The 24,619-nt window shown below is 35.9% G+C and carries 25 protein-coding genes; 16 read left to right on the forward strand and 9 right to left on the reverse strand.

Translation table 11 applies throughout. The features are described from left to right. The first annotated feature begins 122 nt into the window (after positions 1 to 122). The 6 genes from AACZ30_RS00865 to AACZ30_RS00890 all read left to right on the forward strand — a co-directional run bounded on the left by AACZ30_RS00865 (position 123) and on the right by AACZ30_RS00890 (position 5,456). Positions 123 to 1,076 (forward strand): D-2-hydroxyacid dehydrogenase, encoded by a 954-nt coding sequence (locus tag AACZ30_RS00865; protein ID WP_339646968.1) that lies wholly within the window; start codon positions 123 to 125, stop codon positions 1,074 to 1,076. Between the two features lie 163 nt (positions 1,077 to 1,239). Further along, entirely contained in the window at positions 1,240 to 1,860 is a 621-nt protein-coding gene (locus AACZ30_RS00870) for a DUF937 domain-containing protein (RefSeq protein ID WP_339646827.1), read from the forward strand. Positions 1,861 to 1,976: 116 nt separating this feature from the next. Beyond that, a complete protein-coding gene (locus AACZ30_RS00875) occupies positions 1,977 to 2,396 on the forward strand; it encodes a DUF6146 family protein (RefSeq protein WP_075326995.1) in 420 nt (139 codons plus the stop codon). Positions 2,397 to 2,440: 44 nt separating this feature from the next. Beyond that, positions 2,441 to 2,743: a DUF6787 family protein gene (locus tag AACZ30_RS00880; protein ID WP_339646830.1), complete on the forward strand. Its 303-nt coding sequence runs from the start codon at positions 2,441 to 2,443 to the stop codon at positions 2,741 to 2,743. Positions 2,744 to 2,782: 39 nt separating this feature from the next. Further along, positions 2,783 to 3,067: a hypothetical protein gene (locus AACZ30_RS00885; RefSeq protein ID WP_339646833.1), complete on the forward strand. Its 285-nt coding sequence runs from the start codon at positions 2,783 to 2,785 to the stop codon at positions 3,065 to 3,067. A 46-nt stretch (positions 3,068 to 3,113) separates the two neighbouring features. After that, positions 3,114 to 5,456: a TonB-dependent receptor gene (locus AACZ30_RS00890; protein WP_339646835.1), complete on the forward strand. Its 2,343-nt coding sequence runs from the start codon at positions 3,114 to 3,116 to the stop codon at positions 5,454 to 5,456. Between the two features lie 104 nt (positions 5,457 to 5,560). On the opposite strand, the gene AACZ30_RS00895 is transcribed toward AACZ30_RS00890, so the two are convergent. The 5 genes from AACZ30_RS00895 to msrA all read right to left on the reverse strand — a co-directional run bounded on the left by AACZ30_RS00895 (position 5,561) and on the right by msrA (position 8,513). Further along, positions 5,561 to 5,803 (reverse strand): hypothetical protein, encoded by a 243-nt coding sequence (locus tag AACZ30_RS00895; protein ID WP_339646838.1) that lies wholly within the window; start codon positions 5,801 to 5,803, stop codon positions 5,561 to 5,563. Between the two features lie 138 nt (positions 5,804 to 5,941). Next, positions 5,942 to 6,835, reverse strand: coding sequence for a YihY/virulence factor BrkB family protein (locus AACZ30_RS00900; protein WP_339646841.1), 894 nt, complete (start codon positions 6,833 to 6,835; stop codon positions 5,942 to 5,944). Between the two features lie 178 nt (positions 6,836 to 7,013). Then, a complete protein-coding gene (locus AACZ30_RS00905) occupies positions 7,014 to 7,322 on the reverse strand; it encodes a hypothetical protein (protein ID WP_339646844.1) in 309 nt (102 codons plus the stop codon). 44 nt (positions 7,323 to 7,366) lie between these two features. Next, the gene (gene folE, locus AACZ30_RS00910; protein ID WP_093305417.1) at positions 7,367 to 7,963 is read right to left on the reverse strand and encodes a GTP cyclohydrolase I FolE; all 597 of its coding nucleotides are present in this window, start codon (positions 7,961 to 7,963) and stop codon (positions 7,367 to 7,369) included. Between the two features lie 7 nt (positions 7,964 to 7,970). Further along, on the reverse strand, positions 7,971 to 8,513 hold the full coding sequence (gene msrA / locus AACZ30_RS00915; RefSeq protein ID WP_339646849.1) for a peptide-methionine (S)-S-oxide reductase MsrA: 543 nt from the start codon (positions 8,511 to 8,513) through the stop codon (positions 7,971 to 7,973). Positions 8,514 to 8,648: 135 nt separating this feature from the next. Here msrA and AACZ30_RS00920 point away from each other — a divergent pair, with 135 nt between their 5' ends. The 9 genes from AACZ30_RS00920 to AACZ30_RS00960 all read left to right on the forward strand — a co-directional run bounded on the left by AACZ30_RS00920 (position 8,649) and on the right by AACZ30_RS00960 (position 19,515). Next, on the forward strand, positions 8,649 to 11,087 hold the full coding sequence (locus AACZ30_RS00920) for a DUF5916 domain-containing protein (RefSeq protein ID WP_339646851.1): 2,439 nt from the start codon (positions 8,649 to 8,651) through the stop codon (positions 11,085 to 11,087). A gap of 137 nt (positions 11,088 to 11,224) precedes the next feature. Next, positions 11,225 to 11,899 (forward strand): ABC transporter ATP-binding protein, encoded by a 675-nt coding sequence (locus AACZ30_RS00925; protein ID WP_339646854.1) that lies wholly within the window; start codon positions 11,225 to 11,227, stop codon positions 11,897 to 11,899. Positions 11,900 to 11,904: 5 nt separating this feature from the next. Beyond that, positions 11,905 to 12,669: a TIGR02757 family protein gene (locus tag AACZ30_RS00930; RefSeq protein ID WP_339646857.1), complete on the forward strand. Its 765-nt coding sequence runs from the start codon at positions 11,905 to 11,907 to the stop codon at positions 12,667 to 12,669. A gap of 61 nt (positions 12,670 to 12,730) precedes the next feature. Further along, positions 12,731 to 13,942: a GAF domain-containing sensor histidine kinase gene (locus AACZ30_RS00935; protein WP_208225721.1), complete on the forward strand. Its 1,212-nt coding sequence runs from the start codon at positions 12,731 to 12,733 to the stop codon at positions 13,940 to 13,942. A 65-nt stretch (positions 13,943 to 14,007) separates the two neighbouring features. Further along, on the forward strand, positions 14,008 to 15,210 hold the full coding sequence (locus tag AACZ30_RS00940) for a GAF domain-containing sensor histidine kinase (RefSeq protein WP_339646861.1): 1,203 nt from the start codon (positions 14,008 to 14,010) through the stop codon (positions 15,208 to 15,210). Positions 15,211 to 15,253: 43 nt separating this feature from the next. Further along, positions 15,254 to 17,179, forward strand: coding sequence for a BatA domain-containing protein (locus AACZ30_RS00945; RefSeq protein WP_339646864.1), 1,926 nt, complete (start codon positions 15,254 to 15,256; stop codon positions 17,177 to 17,179). Positions 17,180 to 17,233: 54 nt separating this feature from the next. Then, positions 17,234 to 18,484 (forward strand): dihydroorotase, encoded by a 1,251-nt coding sequence (locus AACZ30_RS00950; RefSeq protein WP_339646867.1) that lies wholly within the window; start codon positions 17,234 to 17,236, stop codon positions 18,482 to 18,484. 44 nt (positions 18,485 to 18,528) lie between these two features. Then, complete coding sequence (locus tag AACZ30_RS00955; RefSeq protein WP_075327010.1) at positions 18,529 to 18,855, forward strand: hypothetical protein; 327 nt, start codon at positions 18,529 to 18,531, stop codon at positions 18,853 to 18,855. Beyond that, positions 18,856 to 19,515 carry an alpha/beta fold hydrolase gene (locus AACZ30_RS00960; RefSeq protein WP_339646873.1) on the forward strand — a complete coding sequence of 220 codons (660 nt, stop codon included), beginning with the start codon at positions 18,856 to 18,858 and terminating at the stop codon, positions 19,513 to 19,515. It abuts the gene before it with no gap. Here AACZ30_RS00960 and AACZ30_RS00965 read toward each other — a convergent pair. Then, positions 19,512 to 20,012, reverse strand: a complete 501-nt coding sequence (locus tag AACZ30_RS00965) for a hypothetical protein (RefSeq protein ID WP_339646877.1) — start codon at positions 20,010 to 20,012, stop codon at positions 19,512 to 19,514. The two genes, AACZ30_RS00960 and AACZ30_RS00965, sit on opposite strands and share 4 nt — an antisense overlap. A gap of 1 nt (position 20,013) precedes the next feature. Continuing rightward, positions 20,014 to 20,775 carry an MBL fold metallo-hydrolase gene (locus tag AACZ30_RS00970; protein WP_339646880.1) on the reverse strand — a complete coding sequence of 254 codons (762 nt, stop codon included), beginning with the start codon at positions 20,773 to 20,775 and terminating at the stop codon, positions 20,014 to 20,016. Positions 20,776 to 20,880: 105 nt separating this feature from the next. Between AACZ30_RS00970 and AACZ30_RS00975 the strand changes: the two genes are divergently transcribed. After that, positions 20,881 to 22,341 carry a nicotinate-nucleotide adenylyltransferase gene (locus tag AACZ30_RS00975; RefSeq protein WP_093305437.1) on the forward strand — a complete coding sequence of 487 codons (1,461 nt, stop codon included), beginning with the start codon at positions 20,881 to 20,883 and terminating at the stop codon, positions 22,339 to 22,341. A gap of 110 nt (positions 22,342 to 22,451) precedes the next feature. On the opposite strand, the gene murA is transcribed toward AACZ30_RS00975, so the two are convergent. Both murA and AACZ30_RS00985 read right to left on the reverse strand, forming a co-directional pair. Next, positions 22,452 to 23,765 (reverse strand): UDP-N-acetylglucosamine 1-carboxyvinyltransferase, encoded by a 1,314-nt coding sequence (murA, locus tag AACZ30_RS00980; RefSeq protein ID WP_339646885.1) that lies wholly within the window; start codon positions 23,763 to 23,765, stop codon positions 22,452 to 22,454. 16 nt (positions 23,766 to 23,781) lie between these two features. Then, positions 23,782 to 24,429, reverse strand: coding sequence for a DUF4290 domain-containing protein (locus AACZ30_RS00985; protein ID WP_075327016.1), 648 nt, complete (start codon positions 24,427 to 24,429; stop codon positions 23,782 to 23,784). Positions 24,430 to 24,619: the final 190 nt, after the last annotated feature.

Raw genomic sequence — 24,619 nt, forward strand, 5'->3', positions numbered from 1 at the left:
AATAAATTGAAAACGTATAGGAAAATGTACTCCTGAAAATTCCCATACAGGGATTAAATTATAAATAAATGAAACCTGAAGATTTTTTTAATAAACCTACTACTCCAACTGAACCTGAAAAGATTAAAATTTTGGCCAACGATGGTCTTGCTAAAGTTGGAATAGAACAGCTTGAAAAAGCAGGATTTGAAGTTATTAGCACCAAAGTTGCCCAGGAACAACTTGCCGATTATATTAATTCTAAAGGCATAAAAGTGTTACTTGTAAGAAGCGCCACAAATGTAGATAAGGCTGTTATAGATGCGTGTAAGAATTTAAAATTAATAGGTCGTGGCGGCGTTGGTTTAGATAACATTGCCGTAGACTATGCCGAAAGTAAAGGCATAAAAGTTATTAATACACCCCAGGCAGCTTCAGCTTCTGTGGCAGAACTTGTTTTTGCGCATCTTTTTAGCGGAGTAAGGAAATTATTCGATGCCAACAGGAATATGCCTTTAGAGGGAGAATCAAGGTTTAAGGAATTAAAGAAATCCTATTCCGCAGGAATTGAACTCCGGGGAAAAACTTTAGGAATTATAGGTTTTGGCAAGATTGGTCGTGAAGTTGCTAAAATTGCATTAGGCCTGGGAATGAAGGTTATTACCAGCGATAAAGAAGACGGGGAAGTAAAAATCACTTTAGAATTTTATAATCATCAAAGCATAGAAATCCCTATAAAAACCGAACCGGTTGAAGAACTTATAAAACATTCAGATTTTATTACGCTTCATGTGCCCGCTCAAACCAAACCATTAATTGGTAAGAAGGAATTAGAGGCGATGAAACCGGGAGTTGGAATTATCAACACAGCTCGTGGCGGGGTTATAGATGAAGTAGCACTTTTAGATGCTATAGAAGACGGTAAAGTTGCTTTTGCAGGTTTAGATACTTTTGAAGCCGAACCAAGACCGGCTATTAAATTGTTAATGAACGAGAAATTATCTTTAAGTCCGCATATTGGTGCATCTACCCGTGAAGCCCAGGAACGCATAGGTTTAGAACTTTCAAAACAAATTATTTCCTATTTTAATAAATAAACAACCTGAGAGAAAGCTTAGTAGCCATTGATAGCGAACAGTTGTTTAATTATAGAGGAAGTGTTTAGAGCATCTAATCTCGATTATCGAGTAGATTATAATAAAGCTTTAACGTGACTTACTATTTAAAAGCCGTAAATTCATTGAAATAAAAAATAAAATTATGGCTTCAATATTAGATTTACTTAATACGCAAACGGGAGAACAACTGGTTAACAAAGCCAGCGCAAAAACTTCAGAAGATAAAAGTAAAATTACCTCGGTATTGGGAATGGCTATGCCTTTAATTCTTGGCGCAATGAAAAGAAACGCTAAAGATCCTAAAGGTGCCGAAAGTTTAGATAAAGCTTTACAGGATGAAAAACACAATGGAGAGGTTTTAGATAATTTGGGAGAAAAAGATCCGGAAGAACTTACCAACGAAGGTAGCAAGATTTTAAACCACGTTTTAGGAGCAAAACAAAGCGGAATTAGTAAAACCATTGCCGGAACATTAAATATTGATGAATCTACGGTGAATAATATCCTGGAAATGGCTGCCCCGGTAGTTATGGGCTTATTAGGACAGCAAAAAAGAAAAGATAATGTAAATTCTTCAGGTTTATCTGGTTTATTAGGTTCGGTTATGGGATCGGATGATTCTCACGACCAATCTTTACTCGAAACTTTATTAGACGCCGATGGTGATGGCAGCGTAATAGATGACGTTGCCGGAATGGCATTTGGGGATAAAAAAGGCAAAAAAGGTGGCAGTCTGCTTGGTGGTATGTTAGGCGGAAAATAAATTAATTTAAAGAATATTATATTTTTCAGCAGATAAAATTTTAATGTATTCCTTTTTGTTTGATGAAAAGGAATACATTGAAAAATTTAGTCTCGATTTTAGAATAAAGAACAGGCATGAAAAACTTCATTTATATTTTACTACTGGGTTTATTTATTTATAGCTGCGGAAGCTCAAGAAATAGAAACCTTGGAGATTCTCAAATAAATGAGGATACAGTGCGCATTGCAAACGATAGTCTGGAATATGAAATTATAATTATTGAACCGGGTTTTAATCTTTTTATAAATTCTATAGCTAAACCTGAAGGTTATTATTCTCAACAATACCTGGAAAACAAAAACCGAATTTTAGTTTCAGATTATAATCAGCGCGTTAGGCAACCCCAGGTCTATAATTCCGATCTATATTTGCAGGAAATTAATTACGATCCTAATATAGATTACGGGTACGAGGTAAACTACTTGCTATACAATTACTTTGTGTTTTTCAGCAGGCATTATAATCAGCGATTCTCTGTACCTACGCGTATTTAACACTCATTATTTTAATTCTCCGAAGCTTTTAGTATTTTTGCGGCATGAATAAGTTAAAAGCACGTTGGGGTATAGATTCTAATTGGCAAATATTTATAATATTTATAGTGTTTGCTATTACGGGATCTACTTCAGCTAAATTAGCTGAGCCTCTATGTAATTTCCTGGGTATCTATCAGGCATCCTCTCATTGGGCGGTTTACTGGAGCGCTAGAATATTCCTGATTTTTCCTATTTACCAGGTTTTATTGGTTAGTTTTGGCTGGATTTTCGGCCAGTTTCAGTTCTTTTGGACCTTCGAAAAGAAAATGCTAAGTAGAATGGGCTTTGCTAAATTATTCCAGTAATTATTCTTGAAACTCTTTAAACACATATTCGCTATATTATTGGGAGCATTACTTCTGCTTCCGGTTGTAATAAGTTTCTCGCATATTTTTAGCGGTCACGGCCACGAATTATGTGTAAATTATGCCGATGAGCATTTTCACGAAAGTAGCCTGGACTGTGAACTCTATTCTTTTCATCAAAGTCCGGTACTTGCTGCCGATTTTATAAATTTTGAGCCTCTTGTAGAAAAGCAGATCAAAAAACAATTCTTCGATTTCTATCATTTTTTAAGTGATTATCAAAAGCTCCCTTTCGAGCTTCGCGGTCCTCCACTGGCTGCCTAACATTCCGTTTTTATTTGTTAGAATTTTAATTATTTAAAAATAATATATGAAAAGTTTACTTTTCTCATTGCTTTTTATAGTAGTGAGTCCAATTATATATGCTCAGAATAACTTCTCGGGCAAGGTTACCAATGCTGAAACCGAAGAACCGGTATTTAGTGCCAATGTTTATTTTCCTGAATTAAGTAAAGGTGCTATGACCGATCTTGATGGAAATTTTACGGTTGAAAATATTCCTAACGGAAAGTTTAAAATTGTAGTTTCTTCGGTAGGTTTCGGTACCTACTCCAACGAATTAGATTTTCCGGAAACTTCTACTTTAAATATCACTTTAGAAAAATCGGCCATAGAGATGGAAGAAGTGATAGTTTCTACACCTTTTCATCAATTACAAAGTGAAAATGTAATGCGTGTAGAGCGGGAAAATGTAGCAAAATTAAACCGTAAAGGAGCCGTTACTTTAAGCGAGGGGATAACTCAAATTGCCGGCGTGGAAAGTTTAACCACAGGAGTTGGAATTGGAAAACCGGTAATTAGAGGTTTAAGTTCTAATCGTGTTTTGGTTTATACACAGGGAGTTAGATTAGAAAATCAGCAGTATGGAGATGAGCACGGACTTGGTATAAGCTCTAAAGGAATTGAAAGCGTTGAGGTTATAAAAGGCCCTGCTTCCCTGCTCTATGGAAGTGATGCCATTGGTGGTGTACTTTACCTTAACCCAGAACGTTACGCAGCATCAAATGAAACCAATGCAGAAGCAGATGTAAATTATTTCAGTAATACCCAGGGATACCAGGGAAGCGTGATGGCCAAAACATCTGGAGAAAAATTAAAATTTTTGGCTCGCGGTAGTTATACCACACATAGTGATTATGAAACCGGGGATGGAGAAAGGGTAACTAATACCCGATTTAATGAAACCGATTTTAAAGCGGGCATCGGCTACCAGGATGCTAAATTCAAAACCGATTTAAGGTATAATTTTAATAAATCGAATATTGGAATTCCCGAAGAAATAGGGGTACAATCTACAGATAAAGATCCCCTTCTTCCCTACCAGGAAATAGACAACCATATTTTAAGTTTAGAGAATAAACTATATTTCAACAATTCAAGCCTGGATTTTAAAGTAGGCTATCAGTATAACACTCGTAAAGAGTTTGAAGAACACCACCACGAAGAGGAACACGGCGAAGAAGAACATGAAGAGGAAGAAGAGCTCCATGAGGAAGAAGGCGCTGACCATCCTGCTTTAGAAATGCACCTGGAGACTTTAAATTATAATCTAAAATATAATTTACCAAGAACAGGTAGATTTGAAACCATTTTAGGAGTTCAGGGAATGCACCAAACCAATACAAACTATGGCGAAGAAATTTTAATCCCAGATGCCACTACTACAGATTTTGGTTTTTTCGCTACTACCCACGTTCATTTTGACCGATGGGATTTCCAGGGAGGTTTACGTTTTGATACCAGGAATATAGATAGCAAAGCAGTGGAAGCTCGCGAAGAAGAACATACCGAAGACGAACACGAAGGTGAAGAACATGAAGAGGAACACGATCACGACCACGAAACAGGCGAAATTGCTGCAATAAATAATTCGTATAAAAGTATAAACGGTGCGCTGGGGGCAAAATATAATGTTACCGAAAATTTAAGCGCAAGATTAAACCTGGCTACCGGTTTTAGAGCACCAAATCTATCTGAATTAACCTCTAACGGTTCTCACCACGGTACCAATAGGTATGAGGTTGGAGATCAAAATCTTGAAAATGAACAGAATTTCCAGGTAGATCTTTCTTTAGAATGGCGGAATAAGCATTTTGAAGCTTTCGTAAACGGATTTCATAATTCAATAAGCGATTATATTTATTTACAGCCTACGGGAGAATTAATAGATGATAATCCTGTTTTTGAATACACTCAGAATAATGCTGAATTATACGGTGGTGAAGTTGGAGTTCATATTCACCCGCACCCTTTAGACTGGTTACACCTTGAAAGTAGTTTTGAGACCGTAACGGGAAAAAGAAGGAATGGAGAATATTTACCGCTAATCCCAGCAAATTCCCTAACCAATACCTTAAGATTAGAATTTGACAATCCAGAAGATAAAATATATAGTAAATATGCTTTCTTAAGATTGAAAAATGTATTTAATCAAAATAATGTAGATACTTTTGAAACCCGCACCGGTGGTTATGGTCTATTAGGTGCGGGATTTGGAGGACAATTCACTATTAATTCCAGTGAAATGAGAATTGGTGTAAGTGCTAACAATATTTTGAATAAAGATTATATCTCACATCTTTCCCGTTTAAAACCTGACGGTATCTCTAATATTGGTAGAAATATTTCTGTTTCAGTAAGGTGGTTGCTTTAATTAAATAATACACAGTAAGACCCAATCTATTTTATGCAAATAAAAAGACCTCACATTCCCGCATCTGCGAAATTGTGAGGTCTAATTTTAAGTATTTGGGGTATTTAAACTATAATTTTCTTTTTCCCTTTAACTTCGGGATTATTGTCTTCAATATTATCTATATGGGTTAGGTCATTTTTCTTTCTTTTTTTAAGAAAGCTATAGGCTGCAATTCCTGCTCCAGCTGCTACCGCGCCTACTCCAAGAGCACTTGACGGTTTTTTCATAATCACCTTTCCTGCTTTTAAGATAACAGCTCGTTTAAGCCATTTCATTCCTTTTTGTATTACTGCCTGACTATTCATAATATTATTTTTTGGTTTTAGTTCCGAAAATTCTCGGTTTATATAAATATCGTGGTAATTCTAAATACTTAACGTTAAAGAGATTTCAAATAACACAGTTTTAACGCTCTTAGATCGAGAGAATATTCAGTTGAAATTTTATTCAAAAGCGGTAACTTTCTTAGCATATCTCTCTGAAGCTGAATTTAGTTGCGCTCCTAAAAGCACGGTAAAGCAGCTTATAAATAGCCAAAGCATCATAATAACCACTGCGGCAATAGAACCGTAAACTTCCCCATAACTTCCAAAATTACTAACATAATAAGAGAAACCCCATGAAGCGATTAACCAAAGAATAGTGGCGACCAACGCTCCGGGAACCACCCATTTTAATTTCGGGTTATTCCGCGCAGGAGCATATTTATAAATAATGCAAAGAAAAAATCCAACAATTAATGCTAGAATTGGCCAGCGTAACCAGCTAATAAGGTTTTCAATATTTTGAGGCAAGCCTAATTCCCCTACTACCGCTGGAAAAACAACTATTAAGCCCATACTTAAAATCACCAGAATAATAGCGGCAAAAGTAAATAGTAGAGTAAGTGCATTCTGTTTTATAAACCCCCGGGTGCTGCGGGTTGCATAAGCAATATCAATACCGGTAAATAAAGATTTCATTCCTTTATTCGCACTCCAAATACTAAATAAAATACCTATTGCCATTCCCCAACCTAATGTTTTACCCGAAGTTGAAATAAATGCCTCCAGTCTCTTTTCAACAATCCCAAAGGCTTCTTCTGGCACCATGGAAGCAAGCTGGTTTAGTTGATATTCAATTTGCTCAGGATTTACCGCCAACCCGTAAATTGAAACCAGCGCCATTACAGCTGGAAAAATCGCTAAAAATGCATAAAAAGCTACACCGGCAGATACTATACTTAAGTTATTCTCATCTATTTTATCTTTTATTATAATTGCTATTTTCTTCCAGCCGGAAAAAGAAATTTTTGACGGATTGGAAATAGTGTTTCGGTCCTTTTCAAACTCTGCCATATTATAAATTTTGCATTCAGCATAAATTACACAAAACATTTAAAACCAAAGAGTAGCCGCTGTTAAAGAGTTTTTAAATAATTTACAACAAATGCAAAAAAAACGGAATCCCGATAAGGAATTCCGCTTTTATAAAATTTTGAAAGAGTTTTCGTTAATCGAAAATTAGCTTTAGGCTTTACTCTATTATTTCAACTTCAATTACCCGTTCTTTAGGCTGCTTCTTTTTACTCCACACAAAAGTATAGAAATACATCAGCGTAAATGTTGGAATAATATCGGTTCCCGGTAAAATCTCTTCAAGAAATACAAGTACAGAAGCTACTTTTCCTTTTCTGCCAGGGTACATTTCGCCCATTTTTCTGGCTGCATAAGGCGCCCATAATAAATCAAGAAACGGCCCAACTAAAGGAATTGCCATAGTAGCCATACCAATAGCATCGTACATTAGGCCTTTTATAAATAATTTATCTTTTAAAAGTTTCATTTTGATTGCTTTAAGCCAAATAAAGCAAATAAAGTGCCAGTTTGTTATTTAAGATCTGAGCTAATGAGTTTTAAAAACTCATTTCTGGTTTCTATTTTCTCAAATTGCCCTCTAAATCCTGAAGTTGTAGTCGCGCTATTTTGCTTTTGCACTCCTCGCATCATCATACACATATGTACGGCTTCTATAACAACTGCTACTCCTTTTGGTTTAAGGGTGTTGTTTATACATTCTAAAATATCATGCGTTAAACGCTCCTGTACCTGTAGCCTGCGTGCAAAAACATCTACCACTCTGGGTAATTTGCTTAAGCCAACAATATGCCCGTTAGGAATGTAGGCAATATGAGCTTTTCCAAAAAAAGGCAACATATGGTGTTCGCATAAAGAATATAATTCTATATCTTTTACCACCACCATCTCATCATAACTCTCCTTGAACATCGCTTTTTCTAAAATGGTTTTAGCATCCATTTTATACCCCTGCGTTAAGAATTGCATAGCTTTTGCTGCGCGTTCTGGAGTGTTTTCTATGCCTTCACGGCTAATATCCTCCCCTATCCCTTCAAGGATATTTTTATAATTTTGCTGAAGTCCATCAGTAACCTCAATATTATATTCTTCTTTAAATTTATAAGCCATCTATTTATTATTTCAGTTTATCTGAAAAGACTTCAGTTAGTTTTTTTATTTTAGGATCTATAATAAACTGGCAATATGGCTGCTGTCTATGCTGGTTATAGAAATCCTGGTGCTCTTTTTCTGCAATATAAAAATCTTTTGCTGCAGTTATTTCGGTAACAATTTTATTCTCAAATATCTTTTTTTCTTCCAGTTCTTCAATCACCTTTTCTGCGGTTTCTTTCTGTTTTTCAGAATGATAAAAAACGGCACTGCGGTACTGGGTTCCCACATCGTTTTGTTGTCTATTTAATGTGGTAGGATCATGTGTGGCAAAAAACACATACAGCAAATCCTGAAAACTAATTATTCCTGGATTAAACCTTATCTGTATGGCTTCAGCGTGACCTGTTCTGCCCGTTATAATTTCACGATAAGCAGGATTTTTTATATTTCCGCCGGTAAATCCCGAAAGTACCTGTTCTACTCCTTTTAAACGTTGAAAAACAGCTTCGGTACACCAGAAACAACCTCCTGCCAAAGTTGCCAGTTCTAAATTTTCTGTATTCATAGATTAATTTTGTTTAGCAAATTTAAGGTAATAATAAACAAATTAGATATAGTTTAACTTGAATTTAAATCAAAGCTTTGACTGCATTGAGAACTATGATATATTTGAACTTATTTTCAATCAAATTATCAATTAATGCCTGCAAAAATCCGATTAATTTTAATATTCTTCATTTTTACTCAACAAATTTCGGCTCAAATTGAGAGCCTTCCGCGTAAAAATTATACGGCAACAAAAATTCAGGAATCTCCGGTAATTGACGGAATCTTAGACGATAAAGCCTGGAATAACCTTACCAACGCAAATAATTTTGTAATGTATTATCCCGGTGATGGCAATCCTATTCCGCAAAGTCATAATACAGAAGTAAAAGTAGTTTATACTAATAAGGCGCTGTATATCGCCGCATATTTATATGAAAATAAACCGGAAAAGATTGTAAAACAGTTTACCCAACGGGATAATTTGGAGCAAAGCGATTATTTTCAAATAGATATTAATACTTATGACGATGGTGAAAATCAAATAAGGTTTGCCGTTACCGCGGCAGGTACCAGAGCCGATGCCAAAATAACCGGAAATAACGAAGATTTCGGGTTTAATATAGTTTGGGAAGCAGAAGTTTCTCAAGATGAAAATGGGTGGTATGCCGAAGTTCGCATTCCTTACGCTGCATTGCGATTTCCTGAAAAACAGGAACAGGAATGGGGAATTCAGTTTTTAAGGCAAATTTCGCATAGAAATGAAAGTTATACCTGGAATTATGTAGATAAAGCCGTGGGTTTAATGAGTCAACAAACCGGTTTGCTTACAGGTATTAAAAATATTGAACCTCCTACCCGACTTAGTTTTTATCCATATACTTCAGCTGAAATAGACATATTTGATGGTCAAACTGAAACTAATTTTAATGCCGGCCTGGATGTAAAATATGGAATTAGCAAAGCCTTTACTTTAGACATGACTTTAGTCCCAGATTTTGGCCAGGTCGCGTATGATGATGTAGAATTAAATTTAGGCCCGTTTGAACAAATCTTTGGGGAAAATCGCGCATTTTTTACCGAAGGAACAGAACTTTTTACAAAAGGAGATCTTTTTTATTCGCGCCGTGTGGGAAATACTCCTATTGGATTTAATAACGCCCAGCAGGAAAAACTCGATAATGAAGAAATTCTTGAAAATCCTGAAAGAACCGATCTTATTAATGCTTTAAAGATTTCTGGAAGAACCGAGAGAGGCCTGGGTGTTGGTTTTTTTAATGCCGTTACTGCTGAAACCAAAGCGATTTTTAGAGATACCCTTACCGGAAACAGCAGGGAAAAAATTACCGAACCTCTCGCAAATTATAATATCCTGCTGCTTGACCAACGTTTTAATAAAAATTCTTCTATTAGTGTAATTAATACTAATGTTACCAGGGAAGGGAATTTTAGGGATGCCAATGTTACCGGATTTTTGTTTGACGTTTTTAATAAAGCTAACTCATTTAATTTTGTAGGAGAAGCGAAAATGAGTAATGTGAATTTACCAGGCCAAAATGAAACCGGCTTCGCTTCTTTATTTTCAATAAACAGAACCAAAGGAAATCTTAGGTATGGAGTTTCTCACGAATTTGCTAACGAAACTTATGATATTAATGATCTTGGAATAAGTTTTACAAACAATTACAACAATTTTTACCTGAATACTTCTTACCAAACTTTTGAACCCACCGGCATTTTTAATCAATATAACATAGAGTTATATGCAAATCACCAACGGCGTTACCGTCCTGATGTGAACGTGGCAACCGGTGGTGGTGTAAGTATTTTTGCCATGACCCGCGACCGATTTGCTTTTGGAGGTTTTGCTGAAATAAATTCGGCTTTTAAAGACTTTTTTGAACCACGAAGGGAAAATACTTTTATTAGCTACCAACCAAATATTGTGGCAAACGGCTGGATATCTTCAGATTATAGGAAAAAGTTAGCTGTAGATGTTCGCAGTACCTACCAAACTTTTAGTAAAAGTTCCCGGGAAAGTTTTAATTTTATTTTTGAGCCGAGAATTCGTATAAACAATAAGTTTTTAGTGATTTATGGTTTTGAATACGATAACGAAATTAATCGTCCCAGCTTTGTAGGCCTTCAACCGCGAGATGTGATTTTTGGAAACAGGGATATGAAAAGTTTTGAAAATTCGCTTCAGGCGAATTATAATTTCACCACGAAACAGGGTTTAAATTTAAGTTTTAGAAATTTTTGGTCTGTGGCGCAGTTTCAAGATGGAAGCTTTTCAAAATTAAACGAAGATGGAAGTTTAACTTCTATAAATTACGACAGGGAAGAAAATTACAATCCCGATGCTAATTTTAATATCTGGAATCTGGATCTAAGCTACCGCTGGCAGTTTGCTCCCGGCAGTGAAGCTATTTTACTCTATAGAAATTCTATTTTTAACCAGGATGAATTAAGTTATCTCGATTTTCAGCAAAGTTTGGATAATTTATTCAACAGGCCGGCGCGACATAATTTTAGCCTACGAATAGTATATTATATAGACTACAACCGGGTAAAAAACATATTCAATTCTTAGCTTGGGGGTTTTGCTGAATTTGGCTAATTTTCACGAGCCTAATAAATCTCTATAACCAGGTTAAAAGGCGTTTTCAGTATTAAATTAATTTCTGGGGAAAGTCCTGGAGCTTTTAAATCTCGATTATCTAGCGAAAAATGATAATAGCCAAAAATATTCATAAATTCTACGGAGACCTGCACGTACTAATAGGGCTCGACCTTCATATTAAAAAAAGCGAAATTGTTTCTATTGTGGGTGCGTCGGGAGCGGGTAAAACCACTTTACTTCAAATTCTGGGAACGCTGGATAAACCAGAAAAAAACAAAGATTCTACGCTTGAGATTAACAATACCGATATTTATAAACTTTCATCCAGGGATTTATCTAAATTCAGAAATAAGAATATTGGGTTTATCTTTCAGTTTCACCAATTATTGCCTGAATTTACTGCCTTAGAGAATATTTGCATTCCGGCATTTATTAATAATACGCCCAAAGAAAAGGCTGAAGAACGCGCAAAAGAACTTTTAGGATTTTTAGGACTTAAAAACCGTGCACATCATAAACCCGCTGAACTTAGTGGCGGCGAGCAACAACGCATTGCGGTTGCAAGGTCTCTAATTAATAATCCCGCAGTGATTTTTGCCGATGAACCCTCGGGAAATTTAGATACCGAATCTGCTGAAAACCTTCATAAATTATTCTTTAAACTTAGGGACGAGTTTCAGCAAACTTTTGTGATTGTAACCCATAACGAGGAACTCGCCGATATGGCCGACCGGAAAATCACTATGCAGGACGGAAAAATTATTGACAAAAAGGAAATTTAAGCAGTTTGAAAAAAAGTGAACTCAAATCTTTTCTCGATTTTAAAGTCGAACAATACAATACGCCAGAATTTATAGAATCAGATCCTATTCAAATTCCGCATCAATTCAGTAAAAAAGAGGATATTGAAATTGCCGGATTTCTTACCGCTACAATTGCCTGGGGAAACCGAAAAAGTATTCTCAAGAACGCAAATCGCTTAATGGAAATGCTGGACCGCAGTCCGCACGATTTCATTATTAATCATTCTGAGGGTGATTTGGAAAGTTTAAGAGGATTTGTTCATCGCACTTTTAATGATATTGATCTTATTTATTTTATTTCAGCATTAAAAAATATCTACTTAAACCACGGTGGTATTGAAACTGTTTTTACACAATATGCTGAAAAAGATTCCCTTCAACCCGCTATTCACGAATTCAAGAAAATATTTTTTGAAATCCCGCATCCTCCACGAACCCAAAAACATGTAAGTGATCCGCTGAAGAATTCGGCTGCAAAACGAATAAATATGTACCTGCGATGGATGGTGAGAAAAGACCAGGCCGGTGTAGATTTTGGCCTTTGGGACAAGCTTAATGCTTCGCAATTAAGTTGCCCTTTAGATGTACATTCTGGAAATGTAGCCAGGAAATTAAAACTCTTAAAACGCAAAGCTAATGATGCCAAAGCTTTAAATGAATTGGATAAAGCGTTGCGAAAGTTGGATGCAATAGATCCCGTTAAATACGATTTTGCATTATTCGGATTAGGAGTCTTCGAAAAGTATTAGCAAAAGTTTAACAGGTTACACTTAATTTTGTTAAATTTGTTTTAATGCAATCTTCAAATATATGTTAAGTCCTGCTATTCCAGATAACGAAAGCCAACGATTAAAAGCGCTTGAGGACGCCAACATTTTATACAGTCCCACCGAAGAGGAATTTGATAATATCACTCAACTCGCGTCTTTTATTTGCCAAACACCAATTTCTTTAATTTCCCTTGTTGGGGAACACGAGCAGTGGTTTAAATCTAAATATGGTACAGATATGTGCACCTCAGAACGGGATATTTCGTTTTGTAGTCACGCCATTCTGGAACCGGAGAAACTAATGGAGATTGAAGATACCCGGTTAGATGGACGGTTTTTAGATAATCCTTTTGTGCTTGCCGATAGTGACCCTATAATTTATTATGCCGGTATGCCTCTAAAAAACTATGATGATATGGTTTTGGGCACTCTTTGTGTAATTGATACAAAACCGAATAAACTAAGCCAGGAACAAAAAAAGGCATTAAAATCATTAGCAAAACAGGTAGAAATTCTATTGGAATTAAAACGAAAAAACGATTACCTGGAGAATATTAAAAGGCAATTAAACGAGCATAATGCAATGCTCAAGGATTTTGCCGGGGTGGTTTCACACGATATGAAAATGCCACTGGCAAATATGATTATCTCTGCAGATATTTTAAAAGCTAAATTTGGTAGTAAACTTGGAGAAGAAGGTTTAGATTATTTAAAAAACCTAAAACAAGCGGGATTAAAGCTTAGCAGTTACATAAATGGCATTTTAGATCATTATGAGAGCGATAATATTGCCGCTTCAAACAGCGAAGAATTTGATGTGCACCAACTGCTGGAAGAAATTATAGACCTTTTAAATATTACAGAAGATTGCGTAATTAACCTTCCAGAAGATAATAGCATTATTAGTTCTAACCGTGCAGCCCTGGAACAAATCTTTTTAAATTTATTAGGAAACAGCCTTAAGTACAACGATAAACCCAAGATTGTTATTGATATTGAATTCTCTCAAAACCCCGACTTTTATTACTTCAGCATACAGGATAACGGGATAGGTATTCCAAAGGAGAAAGAAGATGATATTTTTAAACTTTTTACCACCGTTGCTAAAAGTGATCGCTCTGGAAATAAAGGCAATGGTATTGGGCTTTCTACAGTAAAAAGATTGGTGGGCAATTTAGGCGGAAATTTAAAAGTGAATTCGGAAATAGGAAAAGGTACCAGATTTGATTTTTCTATTAGCCGAAAAGCTTAAATAGTAAGCTTTTTCATCAAAAATCGAAGAATTTTTTTATATTATTGTATTAATTGCAAAAAAGTATGCAACAAAAAAAAATTTCTTCAACTGAGCGATTACGTCGGGCAGCACTTGCTGAATATGCAATTTTTAAATCGGGAGAAGACAAGGACTACGATCAGCTTACTTTTTTAGCGGCAAAGATTTGCCAGGTTCCAGTAGCAAAAATTAGTATTATTGGTAAAAATAATATCTGGTATAAATCGGCTTACGGTACTCAACTGGCCGAACTTCCCCGGGAAAATGCTTTATGCGAGCATTCCATTCACACAAGCGAAGAAATCTTTATAATAAATAGTGGCGAGCATCCAGGGTTATTTGAAAATGCCAGGAACATTTACGATCGTGAGTATCATTTTTATGCAGGGGTGCCCCTTTTAAATGCAAATGGCCACGCAATAGCCGTTTTCTGCATTTTTGATACAAGAATTAGGGAGTTAGATGAAGATCAGAAAAAATCTTTACTGGCTTTAGCGAACCAAAGTATGAATCTCTTTGAATCGCGAAAACATAAAAACAAACTTCAACACGTACAGCGAAAATTGAAGCAAAAATATAAGGAACTGGAAAAATTTGCCAGCCTGGTTTCGCACGATATTAAATCGCCGCTCGCCAATATTATTTCCTTAACCGAATTGCTTAAAGACGAAAACAACGAAAAACTTGATGAACAAAGCAGGCAGTATCTCGATTTTTTAGTAGAATCGTCTTATTCCCTTCGCAATTATGTAGATGGAATTTTAAGTTTTTATCGCAGCGATCACGTTTTAGAAAAAGATTATGAAGATGTGCACCTCCCTACCCTTTTAAAGCGAATTACAGATCTTTATAAACTGGAAGAAGATGTAGAAATCACCTACCCCGATAAGGGGCATCTTAAAAATATAAATAAAGCTGCGCTTAGCCAGGTTTTTATGAATCTAATAAGCAACGCTTTAAAATACAACACTACAGAAGTTAGAAAAGTGGATATTAATTTCAAAACTACTTCAACTTATTATTGTTTTGAAGTTAGCGATAATGGCATTGGAATTTCTGCTACCGATAAGGAAAAGATCTTTCAGCTTTTTGCTACTCTAGATGCCAAAGACAGGTACGGCAATCCCGGTAGCGGCATAGGCCTTGCCACGGTTAAAAAACATATAGAACAAATGAATGGCAGTATTGAAGTAATTTCAGAAAAAGGCAAAGGCAGTACTTTTAAATTCAAAATTAAACGGCCTTAGCTTAAATTCCATTTCATATATTTGAAAAACTTTTTAAAGCTTTATGGAATTTAAACAGCCGGAATTACTTTATGCCCTGTTTTTACTACTCATACCGCTGGCTGTTCACTTATTTCAAATACGCCGTTTTCAAAAGGAAGATTTTACCAATGTAAAATTCTTAAAGAAAGTAATTCGCCAAACCCGAAAGAGCTCTCGCTTAAAAAAATGGTTGGTACTGGCTACAAGAATGCTTATGCTCACCGCTTTAATTTTAGCGTTTGCTCAACCCTATTTTCCTGCTAAAAACCCTGAAGCAACCCAAAGTGCTCAGCTTATTTTTCTAGATAATTCTTACAGTATGGAAGCCACCGGCAGAAATGGCGAACTACTGCCCGCCACCATTCAGGATTTGATTAAAAATCTTCCTGAAGATAAAGAAATAAGCCTGTTTACCCATACTAACGAGTTTAAAAACCTTACTGCGGAAGAATTAATCACCGAACTTCAAAACATCGATTTTGCAGAAAATTCATCCGAATTTAATACGCTGAATTTAAGAGCTCAACAACTTCTGAAAAGTTCTACCGGAGACAAAAATGTCATTTTTATTTCTGATTTTCAGCAAAATTTGAAGCCTGAAGACTTATCATATAAGTCCAATATAAATTACCATTTAATTCCTGCAATTCCCGAAAATACTCAGAATATCAGTATAGACTCTGTATCTATAAGCAATCGCGAAGCTTCTGAAATTAGCTTAAAGGTCTTATTAAGCAGTTCTGTGGAAATTTTAGAACCTGTAAGTGTTTCGGTTTATAACGGGGAAGAACTTTTAGCAAAAACTGCCGTAAATTTTAAGGAAAATCAAACAACGGAAACCATTTTTAAAATAAATGAAGAAGAAATTTCTAAAGGAAGAATAAGTATTGAAGACGCCTCTTTGAATTACGATAATTCGATGTTTTTTAGCTTAAATAAGCTTGAACCAGCCAATGTAGTGGTTATAAGTCAGAATACAGATGCCAGTTTTCTTAGCCGCATCCTTACTCCGCCTGAATTTAATACTGAAATCTTTGAAATAGATCAACTTGATTTTAATAGCTTAAACTCCGCAGATTTGGTGGTGCTAAATGAGCTGGAAACCATTTCGGGCGCTTTAGAATCTAACCTTTTAAACCTTCAAAAGAATGTGGTTCCACTGGTAATTATTCCTGCAGAAAACTTAGATATAAATTCTTACAATAACTTTCTTAACCGAATAAATGCACCAAAATTTTCTGAATTAAAAACCCGCGAAACTTTAATAACCGAATTATCTTTTGATCATCCTTTACTCGCCGGAGTTTTTGAAGAAAGAATTGATAATTTTGATTATCCGAAAGTGCAGACCTACTTTAATATGCAAAATGGGAATAGGGTGATTTCATTTCAGGACAATTCCGCATTTTTAATGGAAAATAATGATGTGTTCATATTTTCTGCAGCCTTAAATTCTGAAAATTCAAATTTCAGAAATTCACCATTAATTGTTCCTGTTTTTTATAACATAGGTCTTAGTGCTTTGAAAACGCCAAATTTATACTACGAAACGGGGCAGGAAAACGAGATCAATATTCCGCTTCAAACCCAGCAAGACGAGGTTGTTCATATTGTTTCAGATACCGAAGATTTTATTCCGCAGCAACGAGCCCTGGGCGATAATCTGGAGATTTTAACTTCCGGCCTCGATATAGCTTCAGGAAATTATTCGCTGGAATACAAAAACGAAAACCAGGGCTACATAAGTTTTAACTCGCCCAGGACCGAAAGTGAATTGGAATATAATATTCCCCGGGAAACAGAAAATGTAAAAATACACGATAATATAGGCTCTTATTTTAATGAAATAAATGCCGCGGCACAAAGCAACGAGCTTTGGAAATGCTTTGTTATTTTTGCACTTATATTTTTAAGCGCGGAGATGTTTCTTTTAAAATATTTGAAATAATCGCATTACTACTGAATCGGGATTAGCAACAGATTGAGACAAAAACATAACTAAATGAAACTACTTTTAAAATCGGCAACAATAATAGATAAACACTCAGCTTACCACAAAAAAAAGCTGGATATTCTAATAGAGAATGGGATTATAATAAAAATTGGAAACGATATTTCTACCAAAGCCGATAAAGTGATTTCAGAAGAAAACCTTCACGTTTCCCGGGGCTGGTTTGATAGTAGTGTGAGTTTTGGAGAACCCGGTTTTGAAGAGCGGGAAACAATTGCTAACGGCCTTGATACAGCAGCAAAAAGCGGATTTACCAGTATTGCTTTAAACCCTAATACGTTTCCGGTTCTTGACAATAATGGCGCAATTACTTCGGTAAAATCAAAAGCAGCACATCACCCGGTTAAAATGTTTCCTACAGGAGCTTTAACCATTAAAAGTGAAGGTGTAGATCTTGCTGAACTTTATGATATGAAACAGGGAGGTGCCATTGCTTTTGGAGATTATAAACGTGCTGTGAAAAATCCAAATTTGCTAAAAATCGCGCTTCAATATGCTCAAAATTTTGAAGGATTAGTGCAATCTTTTCCGCAGGAAGATCGTATTGCCGGTAAAGGAATGGTAAACGAAGAACAAAGCAGTACCTCGTTAGGGTTAAAAGGAATTCCCAACCTTGCCGAAGAATTGCAAATTACGCGAGACCTATATCTTCTGGAATACACCGGTGGCAAACTGCATATTCCTACAATTTCTACTAAAAAATCGGTTTCCTTAATAAAGGAAGCTAAAAAGAAAGGCCTGGATGTAAGCTGTAGTGTAGCTATTCATAACCTAATATTTACCGATGAACTACTGCAGGACTTTGATACCAATGCTAAGGTTTTGCCTCCACTTAGAACTAAAGAAGATATAAAAGCGCTCATAAAAGGCTTAAAAGACGGAACTATAGATATGATTACCAGCGATCATACTCCCATTGATACCGAGCATAAAAAAGTAGAATTTGATAATGCTTTATATGGAAGTATTGGTTTGGAATCTGCTTTTGGAGCATTAAGTACAATTTTTTCTACCGAAGAAGTTATAGAAATGCTTTCTAAAGGAAAACAAAGATTTGGGTTAGAAGACATAGAAATTAAAGAAGGAAATCCTGCAGATCTTAGTCTTTTTATCCCAAATGAAAAATATGAATTTACCGAAGCCCATATTTTTTCGACTTCAACAAACAGTATTTTTAAAGGGCATCAAATAAAAGGAAAAGCTTTGGGAATAATTACCAAAGCGGGAGATTTTGGTTTATAGATTTCACTATAAATTTAATACCTTTACAACCTAGAAAACCAGCTATGAAAACAGTTGCCGAAGAAGGAAAAACCCCAGCTATAGTTGCCTATCTCACGATTATTGGCACCATTATAGCCTATTTTATGAACAACGAAAATAAAAATCCGTTTGCTTCATTTCATATTAGGCAGGCTTTTGGCATCCATGTCACTTTCTATGTTTTAGGAGTGTTGGTTGGATTATTTGACAGCTGGTTAATTTCATCTGCCTTTTATATTTTTATTGCGGTTTTAGGTATTTATGGCCTGGTAACCGCAATTCAGGGCGAACAAAAAGAAGTTCCAATTTTAGGCGCATATTTTCAAAAATGGTTTAGTACAATAAATTAAATGAATACCAAAGAACTTTCTCTACACCACATTATAAGAAAACCGAAAACCCAAACTGAAAAGACACCATTGCTTATTATGCTTCACGGCTACGGTAGCGATGAAAACGACCTTTTCTCTTTTGCTGAAGAATTACCCGATGAATTATTCGTGATTTCGGTAAAAGCACCTTACGCAATGCAGCCTTATGGAAATGCGTGGTATGCAATTCACTGGGATAACCAGGATGGCAAATTTAGCGACGATGCGCAGGCCAAAAAATCAAGAGATCTAATTGCCAAATTTATTGATGAAGCGATTGAGGCCTATAATTTAGATGCTGAAAATGTAACGCTTTTAGGTTTTAGCCAGGGAAGCATTTTAAGTTATGCAGTAGCCCTCTCCTATCCCAAAAAAGTTAAAAACATTGTTGCCCTTAGCGGTTATATCAATAATGAAATTATAACTCCGGGATTTGAGAAAAACGATTTCTCTAAACTATCATTTTATTGTTCACACGGTTCTCAAGACCAGGTGATTCCTGTAGAATGGGCCAGGAAAACCAAACCTGTATTGGATGAATTGAATATTGAAAACAGCTATTCCGAATTTCCTGTGGGCCACGGTGTTGCTCCACAGAATTTCTATGAATTAAGAGAATGGCTTAAAAAGCGTATTTAATTAGCTCCCGGGTAAATAAAAGATTTTTCTATAATTAGTTCGGGTTTCCCGTTTTCATCAATAAAATAGGTGAAAAATACTTCGCCCCAATAGGTGCCATCGGTAAAATCGGCAACAACCCATTTATGGTTTAGAACTTTAATTTTATTAATGTGCATATCGCCTTCCATCCCATCAAAAGGCACATAAGAATTATCCTCGTTTACCTTATTCTGGTTCATTAATTCATTTTCTATAGCCTCACGAACATCTTTGGCTTCAATGCCTTTATTTTCAAAATAAGTCATTGCATCTTCGTTATCCATCAAAGAAAAATAACTTCCATTTTGGTTTAAAGCAGCTGCAGATTCATTCTCTAATTCCAGACGTTCAACTTCGGCTTTCAATTTTTGAATTTCAGCATCGCGGGCATCAAGAATCTTTTTATCGTTCACATAAATAAAAATGGTAAACAAAAGTGAAAAGATAAAAAGGTAAAGTAATAAATTTTTACGCATTTTAAATGGTGATTTTTAGGTTATCGTAGGCCACGAATACATTTTCGGGAAGTTGTTGCTGCACTTCCTCATGAAAGCCCAGTAAATGACTAATATGGGTTAAATAGGCTCTTTCGGGCTTAACTCTTGCTATAAATTCTAAGGCTTCCTCGAGATTTAAGTGAGAATGGTGCGGCTCTATTCTTAAAGCGGTTACTACCAACACCTTTACGCCATCCAGTTTTTGAACTTCTTCTTCTTCAATAGACTTAAGATCTGTTAGATAAGCGAAATCTTTAAGCCTAAATCCAAAAACCTGTAAGCGGTTATGCATATAATCTATAGGAGTAATTTTTAAATCTTTGAAGTAAAAAGCTTCATTTACAATTTCGTTCTCCTGTACCCCTGGCGCCCCGGGATATTTATTTGTTGAAGTAAATATATACTCAAATCGCTTTCTAAGCGAATCCAGCACTCTTTTATGTGCAAAAACCGGGATATCTCCCTGGCGGAAGAAAAATGGCCTAATATCGTCTAAACCTGCAGTATGGTCGTTATGCTCGTGGGTATACAAAATGGCATCAAGGCTTTCTACAGGGTTAGCCAGCATTTGCATTCTAAAATCGGGACCACAATCTATAAGGATATTATACTCCTCCCATTTTACTAAAACCGATACCCGCAAGCGTTTATCTTTGGGATTATCACTAAGGCAAACCGGGTGTTTACTGCCTATAATAGGGATTCCCTGTGAGGTGCCTGTACCTAAAAATATTACTTCCAAGAATTCTATGTTTTAGGCAAAAGTAAAGATATTTTTTTTCAATACCTTACCGATTTTAGTACCTTTGGATTAAGCAAAAAAGAAACCACACATAAAAGAAAAATTATGCCAATTACAATAATGGGCGATAAGGAATTTGAAAATGTTCCTTCAATAAAAAGTAAAGCACTTCGCATTAATTTAAACGAAAATATCTACGGAACTTTTTCTGAAATTGGTGCCGGCCAGGAAACGGTAAGAAATTTTTTTAGAGCCGGTGGCGCCTCCGGTACTATCGCAAAAGCCATGAGTGCCTACGATAAAGACTTTAGTGATGCTATTTACGGAGTGGAAAATGACAGGAGATATGTAACCGAGGCACGGTTAAAAAAGATGCTTTCCCATGAAATTGGCTTGATTGAGCAACGCATTTCCCGTGAAAAACACCCAAATAAACTTTTTTTTAGTTACGCTAATACCGTTGCTACTATAGATTTTGCAAAAAAATATAAAGGCCACGGTTGGGTAGGAATTAGATATCAGGTAAGTCCGGAAGAAGATTATAACGAGATTAGCCTGCACGTAAGATTTCACGAAAACGATGCCCGCCACCAGCAAAACACCCTTGGAATACTGGGCGTAAATCTTATATATGGAGCTTATTATAAATATGATAATCCTAAGAAACTTTTACGTTACCTCTACGATCATATAGACAAAGATCAAATAGAAATTGATACCATAAATTTTAGCGGACCACGATTTGAAGGTGTAGACAACCGTTTAATGAGCTTACAGCTGGTTAAAAACGGAATGACAGATGCCGTGATGTTCGCTCCAGATGGTAATAACGTACTTCCAGCCAAAATACTTTATAAAAAGAATATCCTTGCGCTACGCGGAAGTTTTAGACCCGTAACTAAGGTAAATATGGATATGTACGAGCGTTCGCTTGAATTATTCCTGAAAGAAAGCAAGGTAGAAAAAGAAAATACCGAAGTTATTTTTGAAATTACCCTTTCTAATCTAAGGGCCGAAGGTGAAATTGATGAACGCGATTTTATGGACCGGGCAAAACTTTTATGCTCCCTGGGACAAACCGTAATGATTTCCAATTTCCAGGAATATTATCGTGTAGTTGAATACTTCTCAAGATATTCTAAGCAAAGAATGGGCTTAACTATGGGTGTAAATAACCTGGTAGATGTGTTTGATGAGAAATATTACAGGCATCTAAGTGGTGGTATTCTGGAAGCTTTTGGTAAATTATTCTTTAAAGACCTTAAGGTTTACCTCTACCCGCTTAAAGATCCAGAAACCGGAGAAATTACTACCAGCGATAACTTAAAAGTTCATCCTAGAATGAAAGAATTGTATAAATTCTTTAAGTATAATGGTAGAGTTGAAGATATTGAGAATTATAATCCTGAAATTCTGGATGTTTATTCAAGAGAAGTTTTACAAATGATTAGTGAAGGAAAAGAAGGTTGGGAAGATATGCTTCCAGAAAAAACAACTAAAATGATTAAAGAACATAATCTTTTCCATTATAAAGAGAACAAGAAAAAAGCTGAAACCGAAGTTTAGTTTCAGAAAAATTCTAACAAAAAAATCCAGATGAATTAATCATCTGGATTTTTTATTTATTAGTCATCCTGAATTTATTTCAGAATCCAGGGTTTTTCTTTGCAAAAGCTTTAAGCTACGCGCTCTATTTTAGCGCCAAGTGCTTTAAGACGTTCATCTATATTTTCGTAACCTCTGTCTATTTGTTCAATATTGTGTATGGTAGAAGTTCCTTTTGCTGAAAGTGCAGCAATTAATAAGGAAATTCCGGCCCTAATATCTGGAGAAGTCATTGTGGTAGCTTTTAACTGCGACTGGAAATCGTGCCCAATTACCGTAGCCCGGTGCGGATCACAAAGAATAATCTTCGCTCCCATATCTATCAGTTTATCTACAAAGAATAATCTACTTTCAAACATTTTTTGGTGAATAAGTACACTTCCGCGAGCCTGGGTAGCAACCACCAGAATAATACTCAATAAATCTGGAGTAAAACCTGGCCAGGGAGCATCGCTAATATTCATTATAGAACCATCTATAAAACTTTGAACTTCGTAGCCATTGGTGTGCGCAGGAATAAAAATATCGTCTCCTTTGCGTTCTATGGTAATTCCTAATTTTCTAAAAGTTGTTGGAATAATCCCCAACATGTCCCAGTTTACATTTTTAATGGTAAGTTCACTCTTGGTCATCGCCGCCATACCAATCCAGGAACCGATTTCAACCATATCTGGAAGAATTCTATGCTCGCAACCTTTTAGGGAATCCACACCTTCAATAGTTAAAAGGTTAGAACCTACGCCACTAATTTTTGCGCCCATGGAATTCAGCATATTGCAAAGTTGCTGTAAATAAGGTTCGCAAGCGGCGTTATAAATTGTAGTAGTTCCTTCAGCAAGAACAGCTGCCATTACAATATTTGCCGTACCGGTTACCGAAGCTTCTTCCAAAAGCATATAACTGCCTTTCAATCCATTTGGAGCTTCTACGCCGTAAAAACGTTCTTCTTTATTGTATCTAAATTTAGCACCCAGTTTAATAAAACCTTCAAAATGCGTATCCAGTCTTCTTCTACCAATTTTATCTCCGCCTGGTTTTGGTACAAATCCCTTACCGAATCTTGCCAGTAATGGTCCCACGATCATAATTGATCCTCGCAAACCACTACCGTCTTTTTTAAACTGGTCACTGCTTAAATAATCTAGATCCAGATCATCACTTTTAAAAGAATAACTTCCTTTTCCAAGTTTTTTAATCTTTACTCCAAGATTTTCAAGAAGCTGAATTAATTTATTCACATCCAGGATATCTGGAATATTATTAATCACAACTTCTTCTGAAGTTAATAATACGGCACATAGAATTTGCAGGGCTTCGTTTTTGGCTCCCTGGGGCTGAATTTCGCCACTAAGTTGCTGCCCGCCTTCAATTTGGAAAGTTCCCATGAAAGTAAAATATTATTTAGTAGCGCTTGCGGCCACCTCCACCTTTGCGGTTGGATTTTTTAGGATTATTGTTTTTACCGGTGTGCTTCTTCTTATTTCTAATAAGGCTTGAAGCATCACTAAGATCTTCATCGGCGTTTTTTAAATTAATTTTCCCGCCGCTAAGTTCCCGAAGATGCTCAAAAATTATCTCATCTTCTACAGTATCACGATTCCAATTAAGGTAAGATTTTTTCATATGGTTGGCTATCGTCAAAACCAAACCTTCTTTTAAAGGACCTTCTTCCCAATCTTTAACCTCATTAATCATTCGGTTAATATTATTTCCGTAGAAACGATATTTTGGAAAATTCTGCGGATAACCCAACATTTCAGGACGCTCTTCCAGCATTTCCCGGGTTGGTTTAGGAAAAGGTGATTCTACATCAAGCTTAAAATCACTAATTATAAATAATTGATCCCATAGTTTATGTTGAAAATCGGGTACATCGCGAAGATGCGGTTGCATATTACCCATTACGGCAATAATAGACTTTGCTACCTGGTTTCGTTCTTTATCATCTTCAATTTCAATGGCTTCTTCTACCATTTTTTGAAGATGTCTCCCGTATTCGGGAATAATCAAGTGTCTCCTTTCGGAGTTATATTCTAATGCGTGTGTCAAAATTGAAATTTATAAGATGATACTTTACTCGATAATCGAGACTTAAATACTTTGAGGCCAGGCTCAAAATCAAAAAAATCTTCCCTTTAATGCCTCATAGGCTTCCCCCAGAGGTAATTTACTGTAGAAGTTAATCGCTGCAAAATACTAAATATTATCGGGATAGATAAAATTTTTGAAAAATTAAAAA

It is taken from the genome of uncultured Salegentibacter sp. (assembly GCF_963972535.1).
Classification (GTDB): Bacteria; Bacteroidota; Bacteroidia; order Flavobacteriales; family Flavobacteriaceae; genus Salegentibacter.